Below are 19,467 nucleotides of genomic sequence, written 5' to 3'. Positions count from 1 at the left end.
ACAATTTTTTCACCAAGTCCGGCCAGCGTCTAAGCTTCAGACAAGCAAGACGAAAATACTTGGCCGGACTGAACTCTATGGGCGCACTGTGGCAATCGGAACAGACCAGAACGGAAGCACCCGAAACACCTCTGGCCGAGCCCCCACAGCCAAAGACTCCTCGTCAGCGTCGGTTGTGGTGGCGATTGATCATCCTGATCGTGCTGGTGGCCATGGTTGCGGTGGGCTTTGCCGTCTATGACGAGATGCAGAGCTCGGACCTGCAATCGCGTGAGTTCAGCCGCCTGGCCAGCACCCTCACCTACTCGCTGGAGCGCGGACCGAGCGACGCGATCGTCTACCCAGGCGACGGCCCCTTTGACAAGCGCCTGGGCTACAGCGCCCTGGGCCAGTTCCTGCCGCGTCTGCTCAAGCGCGACTACCTGATCAGCGAGCAGGTGCGGTTCTCCCCGGCACTGATGCGCTATGTCGACCACGGCCTGTTCGTGCCCTACGTCGAGAAGATCCAGGCCGGCCTGTCGATCACCGACTGCCGCGGCGACACTCTCTACCAATATCACTACCCCCAGCACCTGTACGGCGACTTCGCCTCGATTCCGCCGGTGATCGTCAACAGCCTGCTGTTCATCGAGAACCGCGACCTGCTCGACAGCAAGGATCCGCAGAACAACCCGGCGGTGGACTGGCCACGTTTCGCCAAGGCCGCCTACAGCCAGGTCGCCAAGTACCTCGCCCTGCCCGGCCAGTCGGCAGGCGGCAGCACCTTGGCCACGCAACTGGAAAAATACCGTCACTCGCCGGATGGGCTGACGGTCAATGGCGCCGAGAAGATCCGCCAGATGATTTCCGCCAGCGTACGCGCCTATCAGGGTGGGCCGGACACCACCGAGGCGCGCCAGCGCATCGTGCGCGATTACCTGAACAGCGTGCCGCTCTCGGCGGTACCCGGGCACGGTGAAGTGCATGGCATGGCAGAAGGGCTGAGGGTCTGGTACGGCGCCGACTTCGCCGAGGTGAACCAGGCGCTCAACTCGACCGAAACCGCCCCCCAGAGCATGGCCGCTCGCGGCCTGGCCCTGCGTGAGGTGCTGTCGCTGATGATCGCCCAGCGCCGGCCTTCGCATTACCTGTCCAAAGGCCGCGTCGAGCTGGCCGAGCTCACCGACTCGCACATCCGCGTGCTCGCCGCCAATGGCATCATCGATCGCCCGCTGGCCGACGCCGCGTTGGCCAGCAAGGCGGTGTACCGCGACTGGGTGGCCCAGCCGACCATCGTGCCGATCATCACCAACAAGGGCATCAGCCTGGCCCGCAACCGCCTGGCGGCCATGCTCAACCGCCCGCTGTACGACCTCGATCGCCTCGATCTCTCCGCCACCAGCACCCTGCAGGCCGACTTGCAGACCCAGGTCAGCCAGTACCTGAAAAACCTCGCCGACCCCGAGTTCGCCGCGCAGATGGGCCTGATCGGCGAGCGCCTGCTGACCAGCAAGACCACCGACCAGGTCAGCTACAGCTTCACCCTGTTCGAGCGCACCGCCGACGGCTCGCGGGTTCGGGTGCAGACCGACAGCACCAACCAGCCGTTCGACATCAACGAGGGCAGCAAGCTGGAGCTGGGCTCGACCGCCAAGCTGCGGGTGCTGACCACCTACCTTGAGATCGTCGCCGAGCTGCACGACAAGTACGCCGGCAAGCCGGTGGCCGAGCTCAAGAAAGTGGAAGTGGCCGACCTCGACCGCATCACCCAGTGGTCGCTGGAATGGCTGATGCAGAACAGCAAGAACCAGAACCTCGACGCCATGCTCGACGCCGCGCTGGAGCGCAAATACTCGGCCAATACCGGCGAGGCATTCTTCACCGGCGGCGGCATGCACGTGTTCAACAACTTCCGCAAGGAGGACAACGGCCGCAACCCGACCCTCAAGGACGCATTGCGCGAGTCGATCAACCTGCCGTTCATCCGCCTGATGCGCGATCTGGTGCGCTACGTCACCTACCAGCAACCCTACAACCGCGAGCCACTGCTCAAGGATGACGCCGATCCGCGCCGCCAGGAGTACCTGGCGCGCTTCGCCGATCGCGAGGGCACCAACTACCTGATGCGCTTCTGGCGCAAGTACCAGCGCAAGACCTCCCAGCAACGCCTGGACACCTTCCTCGACAGCATGCGCGTCACCCCCCAGCGCCTGGCAGCAGTGCACCGCTACCTGTTCCCCGAGGCGAGCCAGGAAACCTTCAACGCCTTCGTCCGCGCACACAGCGCCAAGGACAAGGCCGCCATGGCCAAGCTCAACGACGGCCGCCTCTCGCAGATGTACGCCGCCTACGGTCCCGGCAAGTACGACTTGCCCGACCAGGGCTTCATCGCCAAGGTCCACCCCCTGGACTTGTGGCTGCTTGGCTACCTGCTGAAAAATCCTGGCGCCACCCCTACCGACATGGTCAACGCCAGTCGTTTCGAGCGTCAGGAGGTGTACAGCTGGTTGTTCAAGAGCCGTCACCAGGGCGCCCGTGACAGTCGCATCCGTACCATGGTCGAAATCGAGGCGTTTCTCGACATCCACCAGCGCTGGAAGCGCGTCGGCTACCCCTTCGATCACCTGGTACCGTCGCTGGCCACGGCCATTGGCAGCTCGGGCGACCGCCCTGCGGCGCTGTCCGAACTGGTGGGCATCATCCAGAACGATGGCGTACGCCTGCCGACCCTGCGCATCGACACTCTGCACTTCGCAGCCGGCACGCCCTATGAAACCAAGCTGATCAGCGATCCCGACCGCGGCCAGCGGATCCTCAAGGTAGAAGTGGCGCGGGCTCTGAAAGGCGCCATGTCGCAGGTGGTCGATGCCGGTACCGCGCGGCGCATTTCCGGCAGCTTCAAGCTGCACGACGGCACCTCGCTGGTGATGGGTGGCAAGACCGGTACCGGTGACAACCGCCTGCAGAGCTACGGCGCCGGCGGGCGGCTGATCGGCTCACGCTCGCTGAACCGCACCGCCACCTTCGTGTTCTTCCTCGGCGACAACCACTTCGGCACGCTCACCGCCTTCGTACCAGGGCGCACGGCAGAGTCGTTCAAGTTCACCTCGGCCCTGCCCGTGCAGGTGCTCAAGGGCATGGCGCCGATTCTCATGCCGTACCTGGAGCCGGGGAACCCCAATGAATGCAAGGCGCCGCAATTGGCGATGCACTGAGATGGCCGATCCATCAAAAAACAAGATGATAATCATCTGCATTTAAGGGCTTGTGTTTAGATATATCTTGAGTAATATCTTGCGATATATCGAAACACAAGGAACCTCCCCACCATGCGTGACCACGCCCCCCATGACCCTTTCGAGCGCCGCCCCGGTCGCGGTGAGCGCGGCCCACGGGTGTTCGCCCCTGGCGATCTGAAACTGCTGATGCTGTCGATGCTCGCCGAGCAACCGGGCCATGGCTATGACTTGATCCGCCAGATCGAAGGACTCTTCGATGGCAGCTACAGCCCCAGCCCCGGGGTGATCTACCCGACCCTCAACTTTCTCGAGGAAGCCGAGCTGATCAGTGGCCAGATCCAGGGCAGCAAACGCCTTTATGTCATCACCGAGGTCGGCCGCCATTCACTCGCCGAACAAGCCGTCGCCCTCGACGGCGTACGCATGCGCATCGAGCTGAGCAAGCGTGCCCTGCGCGGACATGACCGCCCGCCAGAGATCAACGAGGCAGTCGGCAATCTGCGCCACGCCCTGCACATGCACAGCGGCCGCTGGACACCCGAGGAAATCGAGCGGGTGCGCGATCTGCTCAACGACACGGCCAAGGCCATCGCAGGCGGGCCGAGCGATTCCGTTCAGGAGAAAACCCCATGAGCGACACCATTCACCGCGTCAACCACGAGATCCGCCAACGTCGCCTGCAGGTGCTGCGGGTCACCGACCTGACCCCGCGCATGCGCCGCATCACCCTGGGCGGTGCGGAACTGGCAGGTTTCACCAGCGTGGGCACGGACGACCACGTCAAGGTCCTGTTCGGCTGCACGCCCGAAGAGCAACAGGCGATCGACGCCCGCAACCTGGGCCGCGACGGCGGCGTGCGGCCGACCATGCGCGAATACACACCGCGACGCATCGACCTGACAGCCCTGGAATTGGACATCGATTTCGTTCTGCATGGCGACGGCCCTGCCTCGACCTGGGCTGCCCAGGCTGCGCCGGGTCAGCACCTCGATATCGCCGGCCCACGCGCGTCGATGGTGGTGCCGGACATCTTCGACAGCTACCTGCTGATCGGCGACGAAACCGCCATCCCCGCCATTGCCAGAAGGCTCGAAGAACTGCCAGCCGGACGCCAGGTGCTGGCGGTCATCCAGATCGAGGATGAACAGGAGCGCCAGCCGCTGCCCAGCAAGGCGCAGGTGGAGGTGATCTGGGTACGTCGGCAGAAAGAGAACCTGCTTGAGCAGGTGAAACACCTGGCATTGCCCCAGGGCCGTCTGTATGGCTGGGTGGCGCTGGAGAAAGGCCTGACCCGGCAGGCCAAGGCCTTGCTGCTTGAAAAGGGTGTGCCAGAGAATGCGCTCAAAGCTGCTGCGTACTGGCGTGCAGAGGGCACTGCGGATGATGAGTAGCGAGTAAGACCGATCCGGCCCTGTCGCGGGACGAGTCGCAGCGACTCGTCCCGACTCATCCCTTCACCCGCCCCCACCACCGATCCACCCCAATCACCAGCAACCCGATCCCCCAGAACCCCGCCAACATCGCCAGCGCATTGAGCAGCACCCGCCCATACCCCAGGCTCGCCACATCGACGAAGGGATAGGGATAGACCCCGATCTCATGCCCTCGCCACAAGGTGAACAGGAAATACACCAGCGGATACAGGCTCCAGGCCCCCAGGTGCCATAGCCGCAAGCGCCCCTTGGGCACCGCCACGCACCAGTACAGCACGAACACCAGTGGCATCACGTCGTGCAGCAACTCATCGGCCAGCCATTGCCAACCCTCGGGCTGCCACAGGTGCCGCAGCAGCAGGCTATAGGCCAGCGCCACCAGCACGATACTGACCAGCACACCGGAGCTCACCGCCGGCGCCAGGAACCAACGCCGTGCCGCCGTCTCCCGGCCGAACGCCGCATGGCTCAGCACCGTGGCCACCAGGGTGTTGCTCAGCACGGTGAAATACCCGAATAGATTGACCATGCCACCGATCAGGCTGGCCTGTTCCTGCCAGCGCGCCAGCAGCACCAGGTACAACTGCACCGCCAACCCCGTCCAGCCGAGCAGCGCGGCCAGGGTCAGCCAGGGACGCGGCACCCTCAAGCCTTGCGCGACAGCTTGATGTAGAGCTGCTCGACCTTTTCCCGCGCCCAAGGCGTCTTGCGCAGGAAGGTCAGGCTCGACTTGATGCTCGGGTCGCTCTTGAAGCAGCGGATGTCGATGCGCTCGGCCAGCCCCTGCCATTGGTAGTGGGCCACCAGCTCGATGAGGATCTGCTCCAGCGTCTTGCCGTGCAGTGCGTTGTGTTGGGCCGTGCTCATGCAGTGCTCCCGCGTTGAAAGATGCGCACCTTACACGAGTGTAGTGGGCCGGTGTGCAAGGATGCGGACCGCCTGTGCTCCCAGCCCAGGCCAGAGCCTTCCACAGCACGCCCCCCCTGGCCAGGACGCAACCTCTGTGATGAAATAGTAATGTTATATTGTATCTATACGTATCTTTACTATAAGTATCTGCCAAGGAACGTCACACGCTCATGTTGTCCAAGCCCCTGCGTCTCTCTCCCCTCGCCGTCGCCTTGTGGCTGGCGTCATCGCCCAGCCAGGCGGTGGAGCTCGAACCCCAGGTGATCACCGCCAACCCACTCGGCAACCGCCAACTCGCCGCGCCAAGCACCGTGCTCGAAGGCGACGACCTGCTGCAACAGCAGCACGGCAGCCTCGGTGAAACCCTCAACAAGCAGCCTGGTGTCGCCTCCACCTGGTTCGGCCCAGGCGCCAGTCGCCCGGTGATCCGTGGCCTGGATGGCGACCGCATCCGTATCCTGCGCAACGGCGTCGGTGCCCTCGATGCCTCGTCGCTGTCCTATGACCACGCCGTGCCGCTGGACCCGGTCACCGTAGACCGCGTCGAGATCGTCCGCGGCCCCGCCGCCCTGCTCTATGGCGGCAACGCCATTGGCGGTGTGATCAACACCTTCGACAACCGCATTCCCGACTCGCCCATCGACGGCATCCATGGCGCCGGCGAGCTGCGCTACGGCGGCGCCGATACCACACGCAGCAGCGCCGGCAAGCTCGAAGCCGGTGACGGCAACTTCGCCCTGCACCTGGACGCCAACAGCCGTCAGTTCAACGACCTGCGCATCCCCGGCTACGCCCGCAGCTCGAAGGTGCGCGACGCCGATGACCCCGGCAGCAAGCATCGCCTGGAAAACAGCGACGGCCGCCAGGACGGCGGCGCCATCGGCGGGGCCTACCATTGGGATCATGGCTATGCCGGCCTGTCCTACAGCCGCTACGACAGCAACTACGGCTCGGTGGCCGAGCCCGGCGTGCGCCTGGACATGCAACAGGACCACTACGCCTTCGCCTCGGAGTTGCGTGAACTCGAAGGGCCGTTCAGTTCGATCAAGGTCGACGCTGGCTACACCGACTACCAGCACCGCGAGATCGAGGAGGGCGAGGTCCACACCACCTTCAAGAACAAAGGCTATGAGGCACGCATCGAGGCCCGCCACCAGCCCATCGGCCCCGTCGAAGGGGTGATCGGTGCCCACGTCAGCCGCAACGAATTCTCGGCGCTGGGTGAAGAAGCCTTTGTGCCGCACACCGACACCGACAGCCTGGCGCTGTTCATGCTCGAGCAATGGCAGGCTACCGAACGCCTGAACCTGAGCCTGGGCGCGCGCCTGGAGCACACCCGCATCGATCCGGATGCCAAGGGTAACGAAAACTTCGTCGGTGCCGACAAATCGACCAGCTTCAATGCCGCAAGCCTGTCATCGGGCGCGGTGTACCAGCTCGACCCGGTCTGGGCGCTGGCGGCGAGCCTGGCCTACACCGAGCGCGCACCGACCTTCTACGAGCTGTATGCCAACGGCGCGCACGTCGCCACCGGCGCCTATGAAGTGGGCGACCCGAACCTGAACAAGGAGAAGGCGATTTCCGGCGACCTGGCACTGCGCTTCGACAACGGCACGCACAAGGGCAGTGTCGGCGTGTTCTACAGCCACTTTCGCAACTACATCGGCCTGATCGGCAGCGGTAATCTGCGCGAAGGGCATGATCATGGCCATGGTGACGACGACCACGACCATGATCATGACCACGACGACGGCGGGATTCCTGAGTACCTGTATCAAGGCGTGCGTGCGCGCTTCTACGGTATCGAGGCCCAGGATCGCTGGAAGCTGGTGGAGAACCGCTACGGCAGCTTCGCCCTGGAGCTGTCCGGCGACTATACCCGCGCCAAGAACCTCGACACCGGCGAGCCACTGCCACGCATCGCCCCGCTGCGGCTGGGAACAGGCCTGCTGTGGGAGCTGGATCGCTGGCAGGCGCGGGTGGACGTGCAACACGCCGCCTCCCAGCACCGCAAGCCGGACAACGAACACAGCACCGACGGCTACACCACCCTCGGCGCCAGCGTCGGCTATCGCTTCGACATTGGCCAGAGCCAGTGGCTGGCGTTCGTACGTGGCGAAAACCTGACAGACCAGACAGTGCGTTACGCCAGCTCCATCCTGCGCGACATCGCGCCGGCACCGGGGCGTAGCGTCGAAGTCGGGCTGCGCACCAGCTTCTGACCTGCGTGCAGGAGCGACTGTCTTGTTCAAAATCTAAAGGCCAGCCCAATCCCCCTGTGGGAGCGGGCTTGTCGGGGCGCCGAACCGCCGCGAACACGGGCGTAGCCAGTGCCAGGCAGCGCGGGGTCTTTTTCGCGGGCAAGTCGGAGCGCCGAACCGCCGCTCCTACAGAAACCGCGCCGACTGTTACCTCTGCGACAACAATCCCCTGCGACATTTTGTCTTTTTTTCTTACAACTTCCGCTATATCCTGCCCACCGCAAGCTGAAACGCTTCACTTTTAAATCCCTGCAGCCATTTCCATCGAAGAGCCCGCTCATCGATGCGCTTGCGTTTTTCTCAATAATCAAAAGACAGCGCTATCTCATGCTTCAACTGCCGAAGAATCCATACCCGGGCCTTGCCCTCACCGCCCTGCTCAGCGGCTTTTCCCCCAGCGTCAGCGCAACCGCAGCCTCCGCCAACGACTCGCCCTGGATGTTCGGCGACTGGGGCGGCGCCCGCACCTCACTCAAGGCCCAGGGCTACGACTTCACCTTCGGCTACACCGGCGAAATGGGCAGCAACCTGCACGGCGGCTTCGATCATGATCGCACTGCGCGCTACAGCGACCAGTTCACCCTGGGCACGCACCTGGACCTGCAGAAGATCCTGGGCTGGCGAGACAGCGAATTCCAGCTGACGGTAACCGAACGCCACGGCCAGAACATCAGCAATGACCGCATCAACGACCCGCGCGTGGGCGGCTTCACCTCCGCCCAGGAAGTCTGGGGCCGTGGCGAAACCTGGCGCCTGACGCAGATGTGGATCAAGCAGAAATATTTCGATGGCGCACTGGACGTGAAGCTCGGCCGCTTCGGCGAAGGCGAAGACTTCAACAGCTTCCCCTGTGACTTCCAGAACCTGGCGTTCTGCGGCTCGCAGGTGGGTAACTGGGTTGGCGGCATCTGGTACAACTGGCCGGTCAGCCAGTGGGCGCTGCGCGTGCGCTACAACCTCGCCGACGATCTCTATGCCCAGGTCGGCGTCTTCGAACAGAACCCCTCGAACCTCGAATCCGGCAATGGCTTCAAGCTCAGCGGCAGCGGCACGCAAGGCGCACTGATGCCGATCGAACTGGTATGGAGCCCACGGGTCAATGGCCTGAAAGGGGAATATCGCGCCGGCTACTACTACAGTAATGCCAAGGCACAGGATGTTTACAAGGACGGCAACGGCCAACCGGCGGCCTTGAGCGGCCAGGCTTACCGCAGCAGCGCCAGCAAGCATGGTTTCTGGCTCGGCGCCCAGCAGCAGGTGACCTCGCGCGCCTCGGACGCCTCACGCGGGCTCAGCCTGTTCGCCAATGCCACGATGCACGACAAGAAGACCAATGCCATCGACAACTATGTTCAGGCCGGTGTGGTGTACAAGGGGCCCTTCGATGCCCGCGCCAAGGACGATATCGGTTTCGCCCTCGCCCGCGTGCACGTCAACCCCGCCTATCGCAAGAACGCGCGCCTGGCCAACCAGGCCAACGCCGTCGTCGACTACGACAATCCCGGCTTCCTGCCCGTCCAGGACACCGAATACAGCGCCGAACTCTACTACGGCATTCACTTGGCCGACTGGCTTACCGTGCGCCCTAACCTGCAGTACATCCGCCATCCGGGCGGGGTGTCGCAGGTCGATGACGCGCTGGTCGGCGGCCTGAAGATCCAGAGCAGTTTCTGAACCCAACCTTGAACGAACGGAGAACATACGATGAGCACTGACGGTGCCAAGAATGGAACCCGCTGGCTACCGCGCCTCGTAGGCGTGCTGCTGTTGCTGATGGGCCTGGCCCTGATCGCAGGCGGCATCAAGCTGAGCCAGCTGGGCGGATCCCTGTACTACCTGATCGGCGGGATCGGCTTTGCCCTCTCGGGCATCCTGCTGATCGCCCTGCGCCGCATCGGCCTCGGCCTGTATGGCGTGGTGCTGCTGGCCAGCACCGCCTGGGCGCTGTGGGAAGTGGGTCTGGACTGGTGGCAACTGGTGCCACGCCTGGCCATCTGGTTCGCCCTTGGCGTGATCCTGCTGCTGCCCTGGGCGCGCCGCCCGCTGCTTGGGCCTGCATCGAAGGTCAACGGCGCCCTGCTGGCCGCCGCGGTGGTCGCCTCCGGCGCAATCGCAGTCGGTAGCCAGTTCACCCATCCCGGGGAAATCTTCGGCGAACTGGGGCGTGACAGCAGCGAGATGGCCAGTGCCGCTCCCTCCATGCCGGATGGCGAATGGCAGGCCTACGGGCGTACCGAGCACGGCGACCGCTACTCGCCACTGCGCCAGATCACCCCGCAGAACGCTTATCGCCTGGAAGAAGCCTGGCGTATTCGCACCGGCGACCTGCCGACCGACAACGACCCGGTCGAGCTGACCAACGAGAACACCCCACTCAAGGCCAACGGCATGCTCTATGCCTGCACCGCGCACAGCAAGGTGCTGGCCCTGGACCCAGACACCGGTGCCGAAATCTGGCGCTTCGACCCGCAGGTCAAGAGCCCGGTCAAGACCTTCAAGGGCTTCGCCCACATGACCTGCCGCGGCGTTTCGTACTATGACGAGAACCGCTACGTCAGCCGTGACGGCAGCCCTGCGCCGAAGATCTCCGATGCCGGCCAGATCGTTGCCCAGGCCTGCCCACGACGCCTCTACCTGCCCACTGCCGATGCCCGCCTGATCGCGATCAATGCCGACAACGGCAAGGTCTGCGAAGGCTTCGCCAACCAGGGTGCGATCGACCTGACCACCGGCATCGGCCCGTTCACCGCCGGCGGCTACTACTCCACTTCGCCAGCTGCGATCACCCGTGATCTGGTGATCATCGGCGGGCATGTCACCGACAACGAGTCGACCAACGAACCGTCCGGCGTGATCCGCGCCTACGACGTGCACGACGGCCGTCTGGTGTGGAACTGGGACAGCAACAACCCCGACGACACCAAGCCCCTGGCGCCGGGCAAGACCTACAGCCGCAACTCGGCGAACATGTGGTCGCTGGCCAGCGTCGATGAAGAGCTGGGCATGATCTACCTGCCGTTGGGCAACCAGACCCCTGACCAATGGGGCGCCGACCGCACCCCAGGCGCCGAGAAGTACAGCGCTGGCGTGGTCGCCCTGGACCTGGCCACCGGCAAGGCACGCTGGAATTACCAGTTCACCCACCACGATCTGTGGGACATGGACGTGGGTAGCCAGCCCACCCTGGTGCACCTGAAGACCGACGATGGCGTGAAACCTGCAGTCATCGTGCCGACCAAGCAGGGCAGCCTGTACGTGCTCGACCGTCGTGACGGCACCCCGATCGTGCCGATCCGCGAGATTCCGGTGCCGCAAGGCGCGGTCAAGGGTGACCACACCGCGCCGACCCAGGCCCGCTCCGATCTCAACCTGCTCGGCCCCGAGCTGACCGAGCAGGCCATGTGGGGCGCCACGCCGTTCGACCAGATGCTGTGCCGCATCCAGTTCCGCGAGCTGCGCTACGAAGGCCAGTACACCCCGCCGTCCGAGCAGGGCTCGCTGGTGTATCCAGGCAACGTCGGCGTGTTCAACTGGGGCAGCGTGTCGGTCGATCCGGTGCGTCAGCTGCTGTTCACCTCGCCGAACTACATGGCGTTCGTGTCGAAGATGATTCCGCGCGAGCAAGTGGCCGAAGGCAGCAAGCGCGAAAGCGAGACCAGTGGCGTGCAGCCGAATACCGGCGCTCCGTATGCCGTGACCATGCACCCGTTCATGTCGCCACTGGGCGTGCCGTGCCAGGCACCAGCCTGGGGTTATGTGGCCGCTATCGACCTGTTCACCAACAAGGTGGTGTGGAAGCGCAAGAACGGCACCACTCGTGACAGCACCCCTGTGCCGATCGGCTTGCCGGTGGGTGTACCGAGCATGGGTGGCTCGATCGTCACCGCCGGCGGCGTGGGCTTCCTCAGTGGCACCCTGGACCAGTACCTGCGCGCCTATGACGTGCACAACGGCAAGGAGCTGTGGAGCGCTCGCCTGCCAGCCGGTGGCCAAGCCACGCCGATGACCTACACGGGCAAGGACGGCAAGCAGTATGTGCTGATCGTGGCCGGTGGGCATGGCTCGCTGGGCACCAGGATGGGCGACTACATCATCGCTTACAAACTGGCTGAGTAACCTTCGAAGGCGGCGGTGGCCTCACCGCCGCCTTCGCGGGCAAGCCCGCGAGCGGTCCGGCACCGGCCGGCAAAGATGAAAGCCTCCCCCTCCTGCCTTCGTCTACCATTGAAACCCATCCCTCCCTGCCCCATCTAAGCACCATAGTCATTCACGCAGGTGCCCCATGAGCGACCAGCAGGATTTCCCGGAACACCCCGACGCACACAGCGAAGTCGAACACCTCGAGGCCAAGGCCGAGACCAGCCGCGCCCTTGCCCTGCCCGGCCAGCAACTGCCGGACAAGGTCTACGTGATCCCGATCCACAACCGCCCGTTCTTCCCCGCGCAAGTGCTGCCGGTGATTGTCAACGAGGAACCCTGGGCCGAAACCCTCGACCTGGTCGCCAAGACCGATCATCACTCCCTGGCCCTGTTCTTCATGGACACCCCGCCCGAAGACCACCGCCACTTCGACACCAAGGCGTTGCCGGAATACGGCACCCTGGTCAAGGTGCACCATGCCAGCCGCGAGAACGGCAAGCTGCAGTTCGTCGCCCAGGGCCTGACCCGCGTACGCATCCGCACCTGGCTCAAGCACCATCGACCACCCTACCTGGTCGAGGTCGAGTACCCGCATCAGCCCGCGCAGCCCACCGACGAGGTCAAGGCCTACGGCATGGCCCTGATCAATGCGATCAAGGAGCTGCTGCCGCTCAATCCGCTGTACAGCGAAGAGCTGAAGAACTACCTCAACCGCTTCAGCCCCAACGACCCCTCGCCGCTCACCGACTTCGCCGCCGCCCTGACCTCCGCCACCGGCAACCAGTTGCAGGAAGTGCTCGACTGCGTCCCCATGCTCAAGCGCATGGAGAAGGTCCTGCCGATGCTGCGCAAGGAAGTCGAGGTCGCGCGTTTGCAGAACGAGATTTCCGCCGAAGTAAACCGGCAGATCGGCGAGCACCAGCGCGAGTTCTTCCTCAAGGAACAGCTCAAGGTCATCCAGCAGGAACTGGGGCTGACCAAAGACGACCGCAGTGCCGACCTCGAACAGTTCGAACAGCGCCTGCAAGGCAAGACCCTGCCCGAGCAGGCTAAAAAGCGCATCGACGAGGAAATGGGCAAACTGGCGATCCTGGAAACCGGCTCGCCGGAATACGCCGTCACACGCAACTACCTCGAGTGGGCTACCGCATTGCCGTGGGGGCAGTACGGCCAGGACAAGCTCGATCTCAAGCACGCACGCAAGGTACTCGACCAGCACCACGCCGGGCTCGACGACATCAAGGAGCGCATTCTCGAGTTCCTCGCCGTAGGTGCCTGGAAAGGCGAGATCAGCGGCTCGATCGTGCTGCTGGTCGGCCCGCCGGGTGTCGGCAAGACCAGCATCGGCAAATCCATCGCCGAATCCCTGGGGCGTCCCTTCTACCGCTTCAGCGTCGGCGGCATGCGCGACGAAGCCGAGATCAAGGGGCACCGCCGCACCTACATCGGCGCCCAACCCGGCAAGCTGGTGCAGGCGCTGAAGGATGTCGAGGTGATGAACCCGGTGATCATGCTCGACGAGATCGACAAGATGGGCCAGAGCTACCAGGGTGATCCGGCCTCGGCACTCCTGGAAACGCTGGATCCAGAGCAGAACGTCGACTTCCTCGACCACTACCTGGACCTGCGCCTGGACCTGTCGAAGGTGCTGTTCGTCTGCACCGCCAACACTCTGGACTCGATCCCCGGCCCGCTGCTCGACCGCATGGAAGTGATTCGCCTGTCCGGCTATATCACCGAAGAAAAGCTGGCCATAGCCAAGCGCCACCTGTGGCCCAAGCAACTGGACAAGGCCGGCGTTGCCAAGACCAGCCTGAGCATCAGCGACGGCGCCCTGCGCATGGTGATCGAGGGCTATGCCCGTGAAGCCGGGGTCCGCCAGCTGGAGAAACAGCTCGGCAAGCTGGTGCGCAAGTCAGTGGTCAAGTTGCTGGAGAGCCCGGACGCCAAGCTCAAGATCGGCACCAAGGACCTCGAGGCAGCACTGGGCATGCCGGTGTTCCGCAGCGAGCAAGTACTGGCGGGCAAGGGCGTGATCACAGGCCTTGCCTGGACCAGCATGGGCGGCGCCACCCTACCGATCGAGGCCACGCGCATTCATACGCTCAACCGCGGCTTCAAGCTCACCGGAAAGCTGGGTGACGTGATGAAGGAGTCCGCAGAAATCGCCTATAGCTATGTCAGCTCGAACCTCAAGCAGTACGGCGGTGATCCAGGCTTCTTCAACGAAGCTTTCATTCACCTGCACGTGCCCGAGGGCGCCACGCCCAAGGACGGCCCCAGTGCCGGCGTAACCATGGCCAGCGCATTGCTGTCACTGGCGCGGGACCAGGCGCCGAAGAAAGGTGTGGCGATGACTGGCGAGCTGACCCTTACCGGGCAGGTGCTGCCGATTGGCGGAGTGCGCGAGAAGGTGATCGCCGCGCGGCGCCAGAAGATTCACGAGCTGATTCTGCCGGAAGCCAACCGGGGTGATTTCGAAGAACTGCCCGAGTACCTGCGCGAAGGCTTGACCGTCCACTTCGCCAAACGCTTTGCCGACGTGGCGAAAGTGTTGTTCTGATAAACCCAGGGCCCATCGCGATGCCCCGCGATGGGCCCTCACAGGCCCCACACACTCCAGCGCATCGGTTATCCTCAGGGCCATCGTCCGCCTCAGGAGCCATCATGACCTTCTCCCGCCTGCTGCTCCCCCTGAGCCTCAGCCTGCTCGCCGCCTGCGCCCAGCAATCGCGGCAGACCGTCGAGCTGGATGCCGACAGCGAATGCCCCCAGCGCCTGCACGTCGGCCAGACCCTGTCGCTGTCGCTGGCCAGCAACCCCTCCACCGGGTATCGCTGGAGCATCAAGGATCCGGCCTCGGGCCTGCTACGCAGCCTCGGCCCGGAAGTCTACAACTCGCCCGAGGAAGCTGGCATCGTTGGCAGTGCCGGTGTCGCCACCTGGCGCTTCCAGGCGGTCAGTGCCGGCGAAGGGCACCTGGTGCTGGTCTACCAGCAGCCCTGGGCCCCGGAAGTCCAGCCCGTGGAAACCTTCGATTGCGCCATCCGGGTGAAATGAACGCGCCACACTGGTCAGCCGGCCATGCATCCTCGGCCCGGTTTGGCTAGAATGCCGCCCCTCGACATCACCCGCTGAATCTGGACCCGCCGTGAGCAAAGACCCCGACCGCCTCTTCGCCCAGCCCCTGGAGCAAGTGCCCGACTTCGTCTTCAACGAGGACGTGGTGCGCGTGTTCCCGGACATGATCAAGCGTTCGGTACCCGGCTACCCGACCATCGTCGAAAACCTCGGCGTGCTCGCCGCACGCTTCGCCCAGCCACACACCGCCCTGTACGACCTCGGCGCCTCGCTGGGCGCAGTGACCCAGTCGCTGCGCCGCCACGTGCGCCACGATGGCTGCCGGGTGATCGCCGTGGACAACTCCGCGGCCATGGTCGAACGCTGCCGGCAGTACCTCACCGCCCAGGACTCGATGTTCCAGGAACTGCTGCCGGTGCAGGTGCTCGAGGCCGACATCCTCGCCCTGCCCTTCGAGCCTGCCTCGGTGGTGGCGATGAACTTCACCCTGCAGTTCATCGCCCCGGAGCAACGCCTGGCCCTGCTCGCACGCATTCACCAAGCCCTGCTGCCAGGCGGCGCGCTGATCCTGTCCGAGAAACTGCGCTTCGACGACGAACAGGAACAGGCGCTGCTCAACGACCTGCACCTGGACTTCAAGCGCGCCAATGGCTACAGCGACCTGGAAATCGCCCAGAAGCGCAGCGCCATCGAGCACGTGATGAAGCCCGACACCCTGCAAGCCCACCAGGAGCGCCTGCGCGCCGCCGGCTTCTCGAAAGTCGTGCCCTGGTTCCAATGCCTCAATTTCGCCTCGCTGATAGCCCTGCCATGATCGATCTGTCCCCCCTCGTCCGCCGTCTGGCGGGCACGCCGCTGGCTTCCTGGTCCCAAGGGCTGCAAGCACAACTCGACACCAAGCTGGAAAAAGGCCATGGCGACCTCGAGCGCTGGCGCGGCGCGCTGGATGCGCTGCCGGACCTGACGCCCGAGAAAATCGACCTGGTCGACGGCTTGCGCCTGGACAGCGACTGCGATGCCGCCACCCGCGCCCAGGTACACCAGGCGCTGATGGGGCTTTCGCCCTGGCGCAAGGGGCCGTTCGACCTGTTCGGTGTGCACGTGGATACCGAATGGCGCTCGGACTGGAAGTGGTCGCGGGTCGGCCCGCACCTGAACCTCAAGGGCAAACGCGTGCTCGATGTCGGCTGCGGCAACGGCTACTACCAATGGCGCATGCTCGGCGCCGGTGCCGACATGGTGGTCGGTGTCGACCCGAACTGGCTGTTCTTCTGCCAGTTCCAGGCGGTGCAGAAGTACCTGCCGGAGCTGCCCGCCTGGCACCTGCCCTTCGCCCTGGAAGAGCTGCCCGCCAACCTTGAAGGCTTCGACACCGTGTTTTCGATGGGCGTGTTCTATCACCGTCGATCGCCCATCGAGCACCTGCTGGCGCTCAAGGACTGCCTGGTCAAAGGCGGCGAGCTGGTACTCGAGACCCTGGTGGTCGAAGGCGACGAGCAGCACGTGCTGGTGCCAGAAGACCGCTACGCGCAGATGCGCAACGTTTGGTTCCTGCCGTCGGTGCCCGCGCTGGAGCGCTGGCTGCGCCGCGCCGGCTTCAGCGATGTGCGCTGCGTGGATGTCAGCGTCACCAGCGTCGAGGAGCAGCGCAGCACCGACTGGATGCGTTACCAATCGCTGGCTGACTTCCTCGACCCGAACGACCACAGCAAGACCATCGAAGGCCTCCCGGCCCCCCGCCGCGCCACGCTGCTGGTGCGCAAATAAAAAAGGCGCCCCGAGGGGCGCCCAAGTTCACCGGCGGCGGGGAGCTGTCGCAGCACCGGTGCCTCACCAAGACTATTCCTTGGCCACCTCACGAGCCGTCTCCTGCGCCTGGCGCTCACGCTTGACCAGCACTTCCTGCCGGTCGCCGAACAGCCGCTGCTGTTCCTTGAGAAATGTATCCACGAACCGCTGCGAACGCTCCGCGCCACCCTCGGCGAAAACGCTGGTGCTGCCCACGGCGAGAATCGCCAGCAGCAGGTATTTGGTCAGGTTCATCGTGCTTGCCTCATGATCACCGTTCAGACAGCGCCATCCTAGCGAGGGGCAGCTAACGCCAAGGTGAGGTGGGCATTACAGTCTTGCAATGTGGTCCTGTGGGCTGTGTTTACCCGCGACGGAGCTCGAACAAGCAGCCAGATGACGCCCGCATTACAAATCGGTTATTTGCGCCGACAACGCGTTCTCATGCCGTAACATCCTGCAGCTTGACCCTAAAGCCCCTACAGGCTTGAGAATCGCGCCCTTTCCACCCCACAGAGCCCCCCATGCGCCTATTGATCATCGAGGACGAACCCCGCACCGCCGACTACCTGCAGCAGGGCCTGCGCGAAAACGGCTACGTGGTCGATTGCGCATATACGGGCACCGATGGCCTGCACCTGGCGCGCCAGCACAGCTACGATCTGGTGATCCTCGACGTCAACCTGCCCGAGCTCGATGGCTGGGGCGTGCTGCAGCGCCTGCGTGCCGAATCGTCCACTCGGATCATGATGCTCACCGCGCACGGTCGCCTGGCCGACCGGGTCAAGGGCCTGGACCTGGGCGCCGACGACTATCTGCTCAAACCTTTCGAGTTCCCGGAGCTGCTGGCACGGATCCGCAGCCTGCTGCGGCGCAACGACCAGCACCTGCAACCGGACACCCTGAAAGTCGCCGACCTCGAGCTCGACCCCGGCCGGCATCGCGCCTGGCGTGGCGGCCAGCGCATCGACCTCACCGCCAAGGAGTTCACCCTGCTGCACCTGCTGATGCGCCAGAGCGGCGAAGTGCTCTCTCGTACGCAAATCATCTCGCTGGTGTGGGACATGAATTTCGACTGCGACACCAATGTGGTCGAGGTATCGATCCGCCGCCTGCGGGCCAAGATCGACGACCCCTTCGACAACAAGCTCATACACACCTTGCGCGGCGTGGGCTATGTACTCGAGGCTCGCACGTGAAAGGCCGCACCCTGTCGCTGCGCCTGGGGCTTTCGGTCACCCTGATGGGCGCCGCGCTGGTGCTGCTGCTGGCCTGCCTGGCAGTGTTCGCCCTCGACCACGAACTGGACAGCCGCGCCCGTCGCGACCTGGCGCGCAAGATGATGCAAGTCGAGCACAACCTGCGGGTGGACCTGCGCAGCGACGACCTCGGCGCTCGCGCTCATCCCCTGCTCGACCTGGTGATGGGGCACGACAACCTTAGCCTCAATGTGCTGGCGATCAACGGGCGGCATCCGTCGCTGCTGAGCCTGGGCCCGGCGCTCGAGGCACAGGCCTTGCGCCAGCTACCGGCGGGGCAGCAACCAAGCTTCACGCAATGGCGCGACAGCGACGGGCGGCAGATCCTCACCGTCACTCAATTGATGCGCCTGCGCGACGACCAGCCGGTGCGGGTGATGATGTCGCTGGACCGCGCCGACGACAATGCGCTGCTCCAGGCCTACCTGAATTCGACCTTGCTGGCGCTGCCGATACTCTTGCTGCTGATCGGCATCGGTGCCTGGAAACTGGTGCAGCGCGGGCTCGACCCCCTGCGCCGGTTCCGCCGCATCGCCGGGCAGATCTGCGCACACGACCTGGCGCACCGCCTGCCGACCACTGGCCTGCCCCAGGAACTGGCGGAGCTGGCCGGCAGCATCAACATCATGCTCGATCGCCTCGACCAGGGTGTTCGCCAGCTGTCGCAGTTCTCCGACGACCTGGCCCACGAACTGCGCACTCCCATCGGCAACCTGATGGGCAAGGCCCAGGTCACCCTGTCCCGCGAGCGCGACGGCAACCGCTACCGCGAGGCGTTGGAGGACAGCGTCGAGGAGCTCACCCGCCTGAACCGCATCATCAATGACATGTTGTTCCTGGCCCAGGTCAGCCAACCCCAGGCGCTGGCCATGCTCAAGCCGCTGTCCCTGGCCGATGAAACCGCGCGGGTGATGGCGCTGTTCGACTTCAGCGCCGAACTGAAAGGTATCGAGCTGCGTGCACACGGCTGGGGCACGGTACTGGCCGACCGGTTGATGTTCCAGCGGGCGCTGTCGAATCTGCTGAGCAATGCGATTCGCCATAGCCCACACGATCAGGTGATCGAACTGGGTATCGAGCGGCGTCAGGACCAGGTGTGGTTATGGGTGCAGAACCAGGGGCCCGGGATCGACGAGGCGCATCTGGCGCATCTGTTCGAGCGCTTCTACCGGGTCGGCTGTGGTCGCTCGCGGCAGGAAGGCGGAACCGGGCTGGGGCTGGCGATCGTGAAGTCGATCATGCAACTGCATGGCGGCCGGGTCGAGGTGAGCAGCCAGGCTCAGGGGCCTACGCGGTTTACCCTGGTGTTTCGGGCGGAATGATGAGGGGGTCACACCGGCCCAATCGCGGGACAAGCCCGCTCCCACAAGTACCCGCT

The 19,467-nt window shown here is 64.5% G+C and carries 15 protein-coding genes; 12 read left to right on the top strand and 3 right to left on the bottom strand.

What is annotated here, in order from left to right:
* Positions 1–77: 77 nt before the first annotated feature.
* From ACPZMI_RS12345 to ACPZMI_RS12335, 3 genes are all read left to right on the top strand, one after another.
* Positions 78–3,194 (top strand): transglycosylase domain-containing protein, encoded by a 3,117-nt coding sequence (locus ACPZMI_RS12345; protein WP_426352320.1) that lies wholly within the window; start codon positions 78–80, stop codon positions 3,192–3,194.
* Between the two features lie 114 nt (positions 3,195–3,308).
* Positions 3,309–3,851: a PadR family transcriptional regulator gene (locus tag ACPZMI_RS12340; protein WP_186668566.1), complete on the top strand. Its 543-nt coding sequence runs from the start codon at positions 3,309–3,311 to the stop codon at positions 3,849–3,851.
* Positions 3,848–4,609, top strand: a complete 762-nt coding sequence (locus ACPZMI_RS12335) for a siderophore-interacting protein (protein WP_186710618.1) — start codon at positions 3,848–3,850, stop codon at positions 4,607–4,609. The genes ACPZMI_RS12340 and ACPZMI_RS12335 overlap by 4 nt, the downstream gene beginning before the upstream one ends.
* Before the next feature lie 55 nt (positions 4,610–4,664).
* Here ACPZMI_RS12335 and ACPZMI_RS12330 read toward each other — a convergent pair whose 3' ends face one another.
* Positions 4,665–5,294 carry a Pr6Pr family membrane protein gene (locus tag ACPZMI_RS12330; protein ID WP_186668570.1) on the bottom strand — a complete coding sequence of 210 codons (630 nt, stop codon included), beginning with the start codon at positions 5,292–5,294 and terminating at the stop codon, positions 4,665–4,667.
* Between the two features lie 2 nt (positions 5,295–5,296).
* The gene (locus ACPZMI_RS12325) at positions 5,297–5,518 is read right to left on the bottom strand and encodes a VF530 family protein (RefSeq protein ID WP_186668572.1); all 222 of its coding nucleotides are present in this window, start codon (positions 5,516–5,518) and stop codon (positions 5,297–5,299) included.
* A 212-nt stretch (positions 5,519–5,730) separates the two neighbouring features.
* Between ACPZMI_RS12325 and ACPZMI_RS12320 the strand changes: the two genes are divergently transcribed.
* From ACPZMI_RS12320 to cmoB, 7 genes are all read left to right on the top strand, one after another.
* The gene (locus ACPZMI_RS12320; RefSeq protein ID WP_426352319.1) at positions 5,731–7,782 is read left to right on the top strand and encodes a TonB-dependent receptor; all 2,052 of its coding nucleotides are present in this window, start codon (positions 5,731–5,733) and stop codon (positions 7,780–7,782) included.
* Between the two features lie 366 nt (positions 7,783–8,148).
* Entirely contained in the window at positions 8,149–9,495 is a 1,347-nt protein-coding gene (locus tag ACPZMI_RS12315) for a carbohydrate porin (protein ID WP_426352318.1), read from the top strand.
* 30 nt (positions 9,496–9,525) lie between these two features.
* Entirely contained in the window at positions 9,526–11,937 is a 2,412-nt protein-coding gene (locus ACPZMI_RS12310; RefSeq protein WP_426352317.1) for a glucose/quinate/shikimate family membrane-bound PQQ-dependent dehydrogenase, read from the top strand.
* A gap of 166 nt (positions 11,938–12,103) precedes the next feature.
* Positions 12,104–14,524, top strand: a complete 2,421-nt coding sequence (gene lon, locus ACPZMI_RS12305; protein ID WP_426352316.1) for an endopeptidase La — start codon at positions 12,104–12,106, stop codon at positions 14,522–14,524.
* A 104-nt stretch (positions 14,525–14,628) separates the two neighbouring features.
* Positions 14,629–15,021 (top strand): protease inhibitor I42 family protein, encoded by a 393-nt coding sequence (locus ACPZMI_RS12300; RefSeq protein WP_186668581.1) that lies wholly within the window; start codon positions 14,629–14,631, stop codon positions 15,019–15,021.
* 91 nt (positions 15,022–15,112) lie between these two features.
* On the top strand, positions 15,113–15,856 hold the full coding sequence (cmoA, locus tag ACPZMI_RS12295; RefSeq protein WP_186720699.1) for a carboxy-S-adenosyl-L-methionine synthase CmoA: 744 nt from the start codon (positions 15,113–15,115) through the stop codon (positions 15,854–15,856).
* The gene (cmoB, locus tag ACPZMI_RS12290; RefSeq protein WP_426352315.1) at positions 15,853–16,809 is read left to right on the top strand and encodes a tRNA 5-methoxyuridine(34)/uridine 5-oxyacetic acid(34) synthase CmoB; all 957 of its coding nucleotides are present in this window, start codon (positions 15,853–15,855) and stop codon (positions 16,807–16,809) included. Before cmoA ends, cmoB begins: the two co-directional genes overlap by 4 nt.
* 72 nt (positions 16,810–16,881) lie before the next feature.
* On the opposite strand, the gene ACPZMI_RS12285 is transcribed toward cmoB, so the two are convergent.
* Positions 16,882–17,085, bottom strand: a complete 204-nt coding sequence (locus ACPZMI_RS12285) for a hypothetical protein (protein WP_186668587.1) — start codon at positions 17,083–17,085, stop codon at positions 16,882–16,884.
* 269 nt (positions 17,086–17,354) lie between these two features.
* Between ACPZMI_RS12285 and ACPZMI_RS12280 the strand changes: the two genes are divergently transcribed.
* Positions 17,355–18,029 carry a heavy metal response regulator transcription factor gene (locus ACPZMI_RS12280; protein ID WP_186668589.1) on the top strand — a complete coding sequence of 225 codons (675 nt, stop codon included), beginning with the start codon at positions 17,355–17,357 and terminating at the stop codon, positions 18,027–18,029.
* Complete coding sequence (locus ACPZMI_RS12275; protein ID WP_426352314.1) at positions 18,026–19,411, top strand: heavy metal sensor histidine kinase; 1,386 nt, start codon at positions 18,026–18,028, stop codon at positions 19,409–19,411. The genes ACPZMI_RS12280 and ACPZMI_RS12275 overlap by 4 nt, the downstream gene beginning before the upstream one ends.
* Positions 19,412–19,467 lie beyond the last annotated feature (56 nt).

This window comes from Pseudomonas wayambapalatensis (assembly GCF_049942315.1).
Classification (GTDB): Bacteria; Pseudomonadota; Gammaproteobacteria; order Pseudomonadales; family Pseudomonadaceae; genus Aquipseudomonas; species Aquipseudomonas wayambapalatensis.
This window is presented reverse-complemented; position numbering and strand designations above follow the sequence as displayed.

Excerpts from the sequence above, each read along its gene's own strand:
- ACPZMI_RS12345 (WP_426352320.1), top strand. The coding sequence starts at position 78 with ATGGGCGCACTGTGGCAATCGGAACAGACCAGAACGGAAGCACCCGAA.
- ACPZMI_RS12340 (WP_186668566.1), top strand. The coding sequence starts at position 3,309 with ATGCGTGACCACGCCCCCCATGACCCTTTCGAGCGCCGCCCCGGTCGC.
- ACPZMI_RS12335 (WP_186710618.1), top strand. The coding sequence starts at position 3,848 with ATGAGCGACACCATTCACCGCGTCAACCACGAGATCCGCCAACGTCGC.
- ACPZMI_RS12325 (WP_186668572.1), bottom strand. The coding sequence starts at position 5,518 with ATGAGCACGGCCCAACACAACGCACTGCACGGCAAGACGCTGGAGCAG.
- ACPZMI_RS12320 (WP_426352319.1), top strand. The coding sequence starts at position 5,731 with ATGTTGTCCAAGCCCCTGCGTCTCTCTCCCCTCGCCGTCGCCTTGTGG.
- ACPZMI_RS12315 (WP_426352318.1), top strand. The coding sequence starts at position 8,149 with ATGCTTCAACTGCCGAAGAATCCATACCCGGGCCTTGCCCTCACCGCC.
- ACPZMI_RS12310 (WP_426352317.1), top strand. The coding sequence starts at position 9,526 with ATGAGCACTGACGGTGCCAAGAATGGAACCCGCTGGCTACCGCGCCTC.
- lon (WP_426352316.1), top strand. The coding sequence starts at position 12,104 with ATGAGCGACCAGCAGGATTTCCCGGAACACCCCGACGCACACAGCGAA.
- ACPZMI_RS12300 (WP_186668581.1), top strand. The coding sequence starts at position 14,629 with ATGACCTTCTCCCGCCTGCTGCTCCCCCTGAGCCTCAGCCTGCTCGCC.
- cmoB (WP_426352315.1), top strand. The coding sequence starts at position 15,853 with ATGATCGATCTGTCCCCCCTCGTCCGCCGTCTGGCGGGCACGCCGCTG.
- ACPZMI_RS12285 (WP_186668587.1), bottom strand. The coding sequence starts at position 17,085 with ATGAACCTGACCAAATACCTGCTGCTGGCGATTCTCGCCGTGGGCAGC.
- ACPZMI_RS12280 (WP_186668589.1), top strand. The coding sequence starts at position 17,355 with ATGCGCCTATTGATCATCGAGGACGAACCCCGCACCGCCGACTACCTG.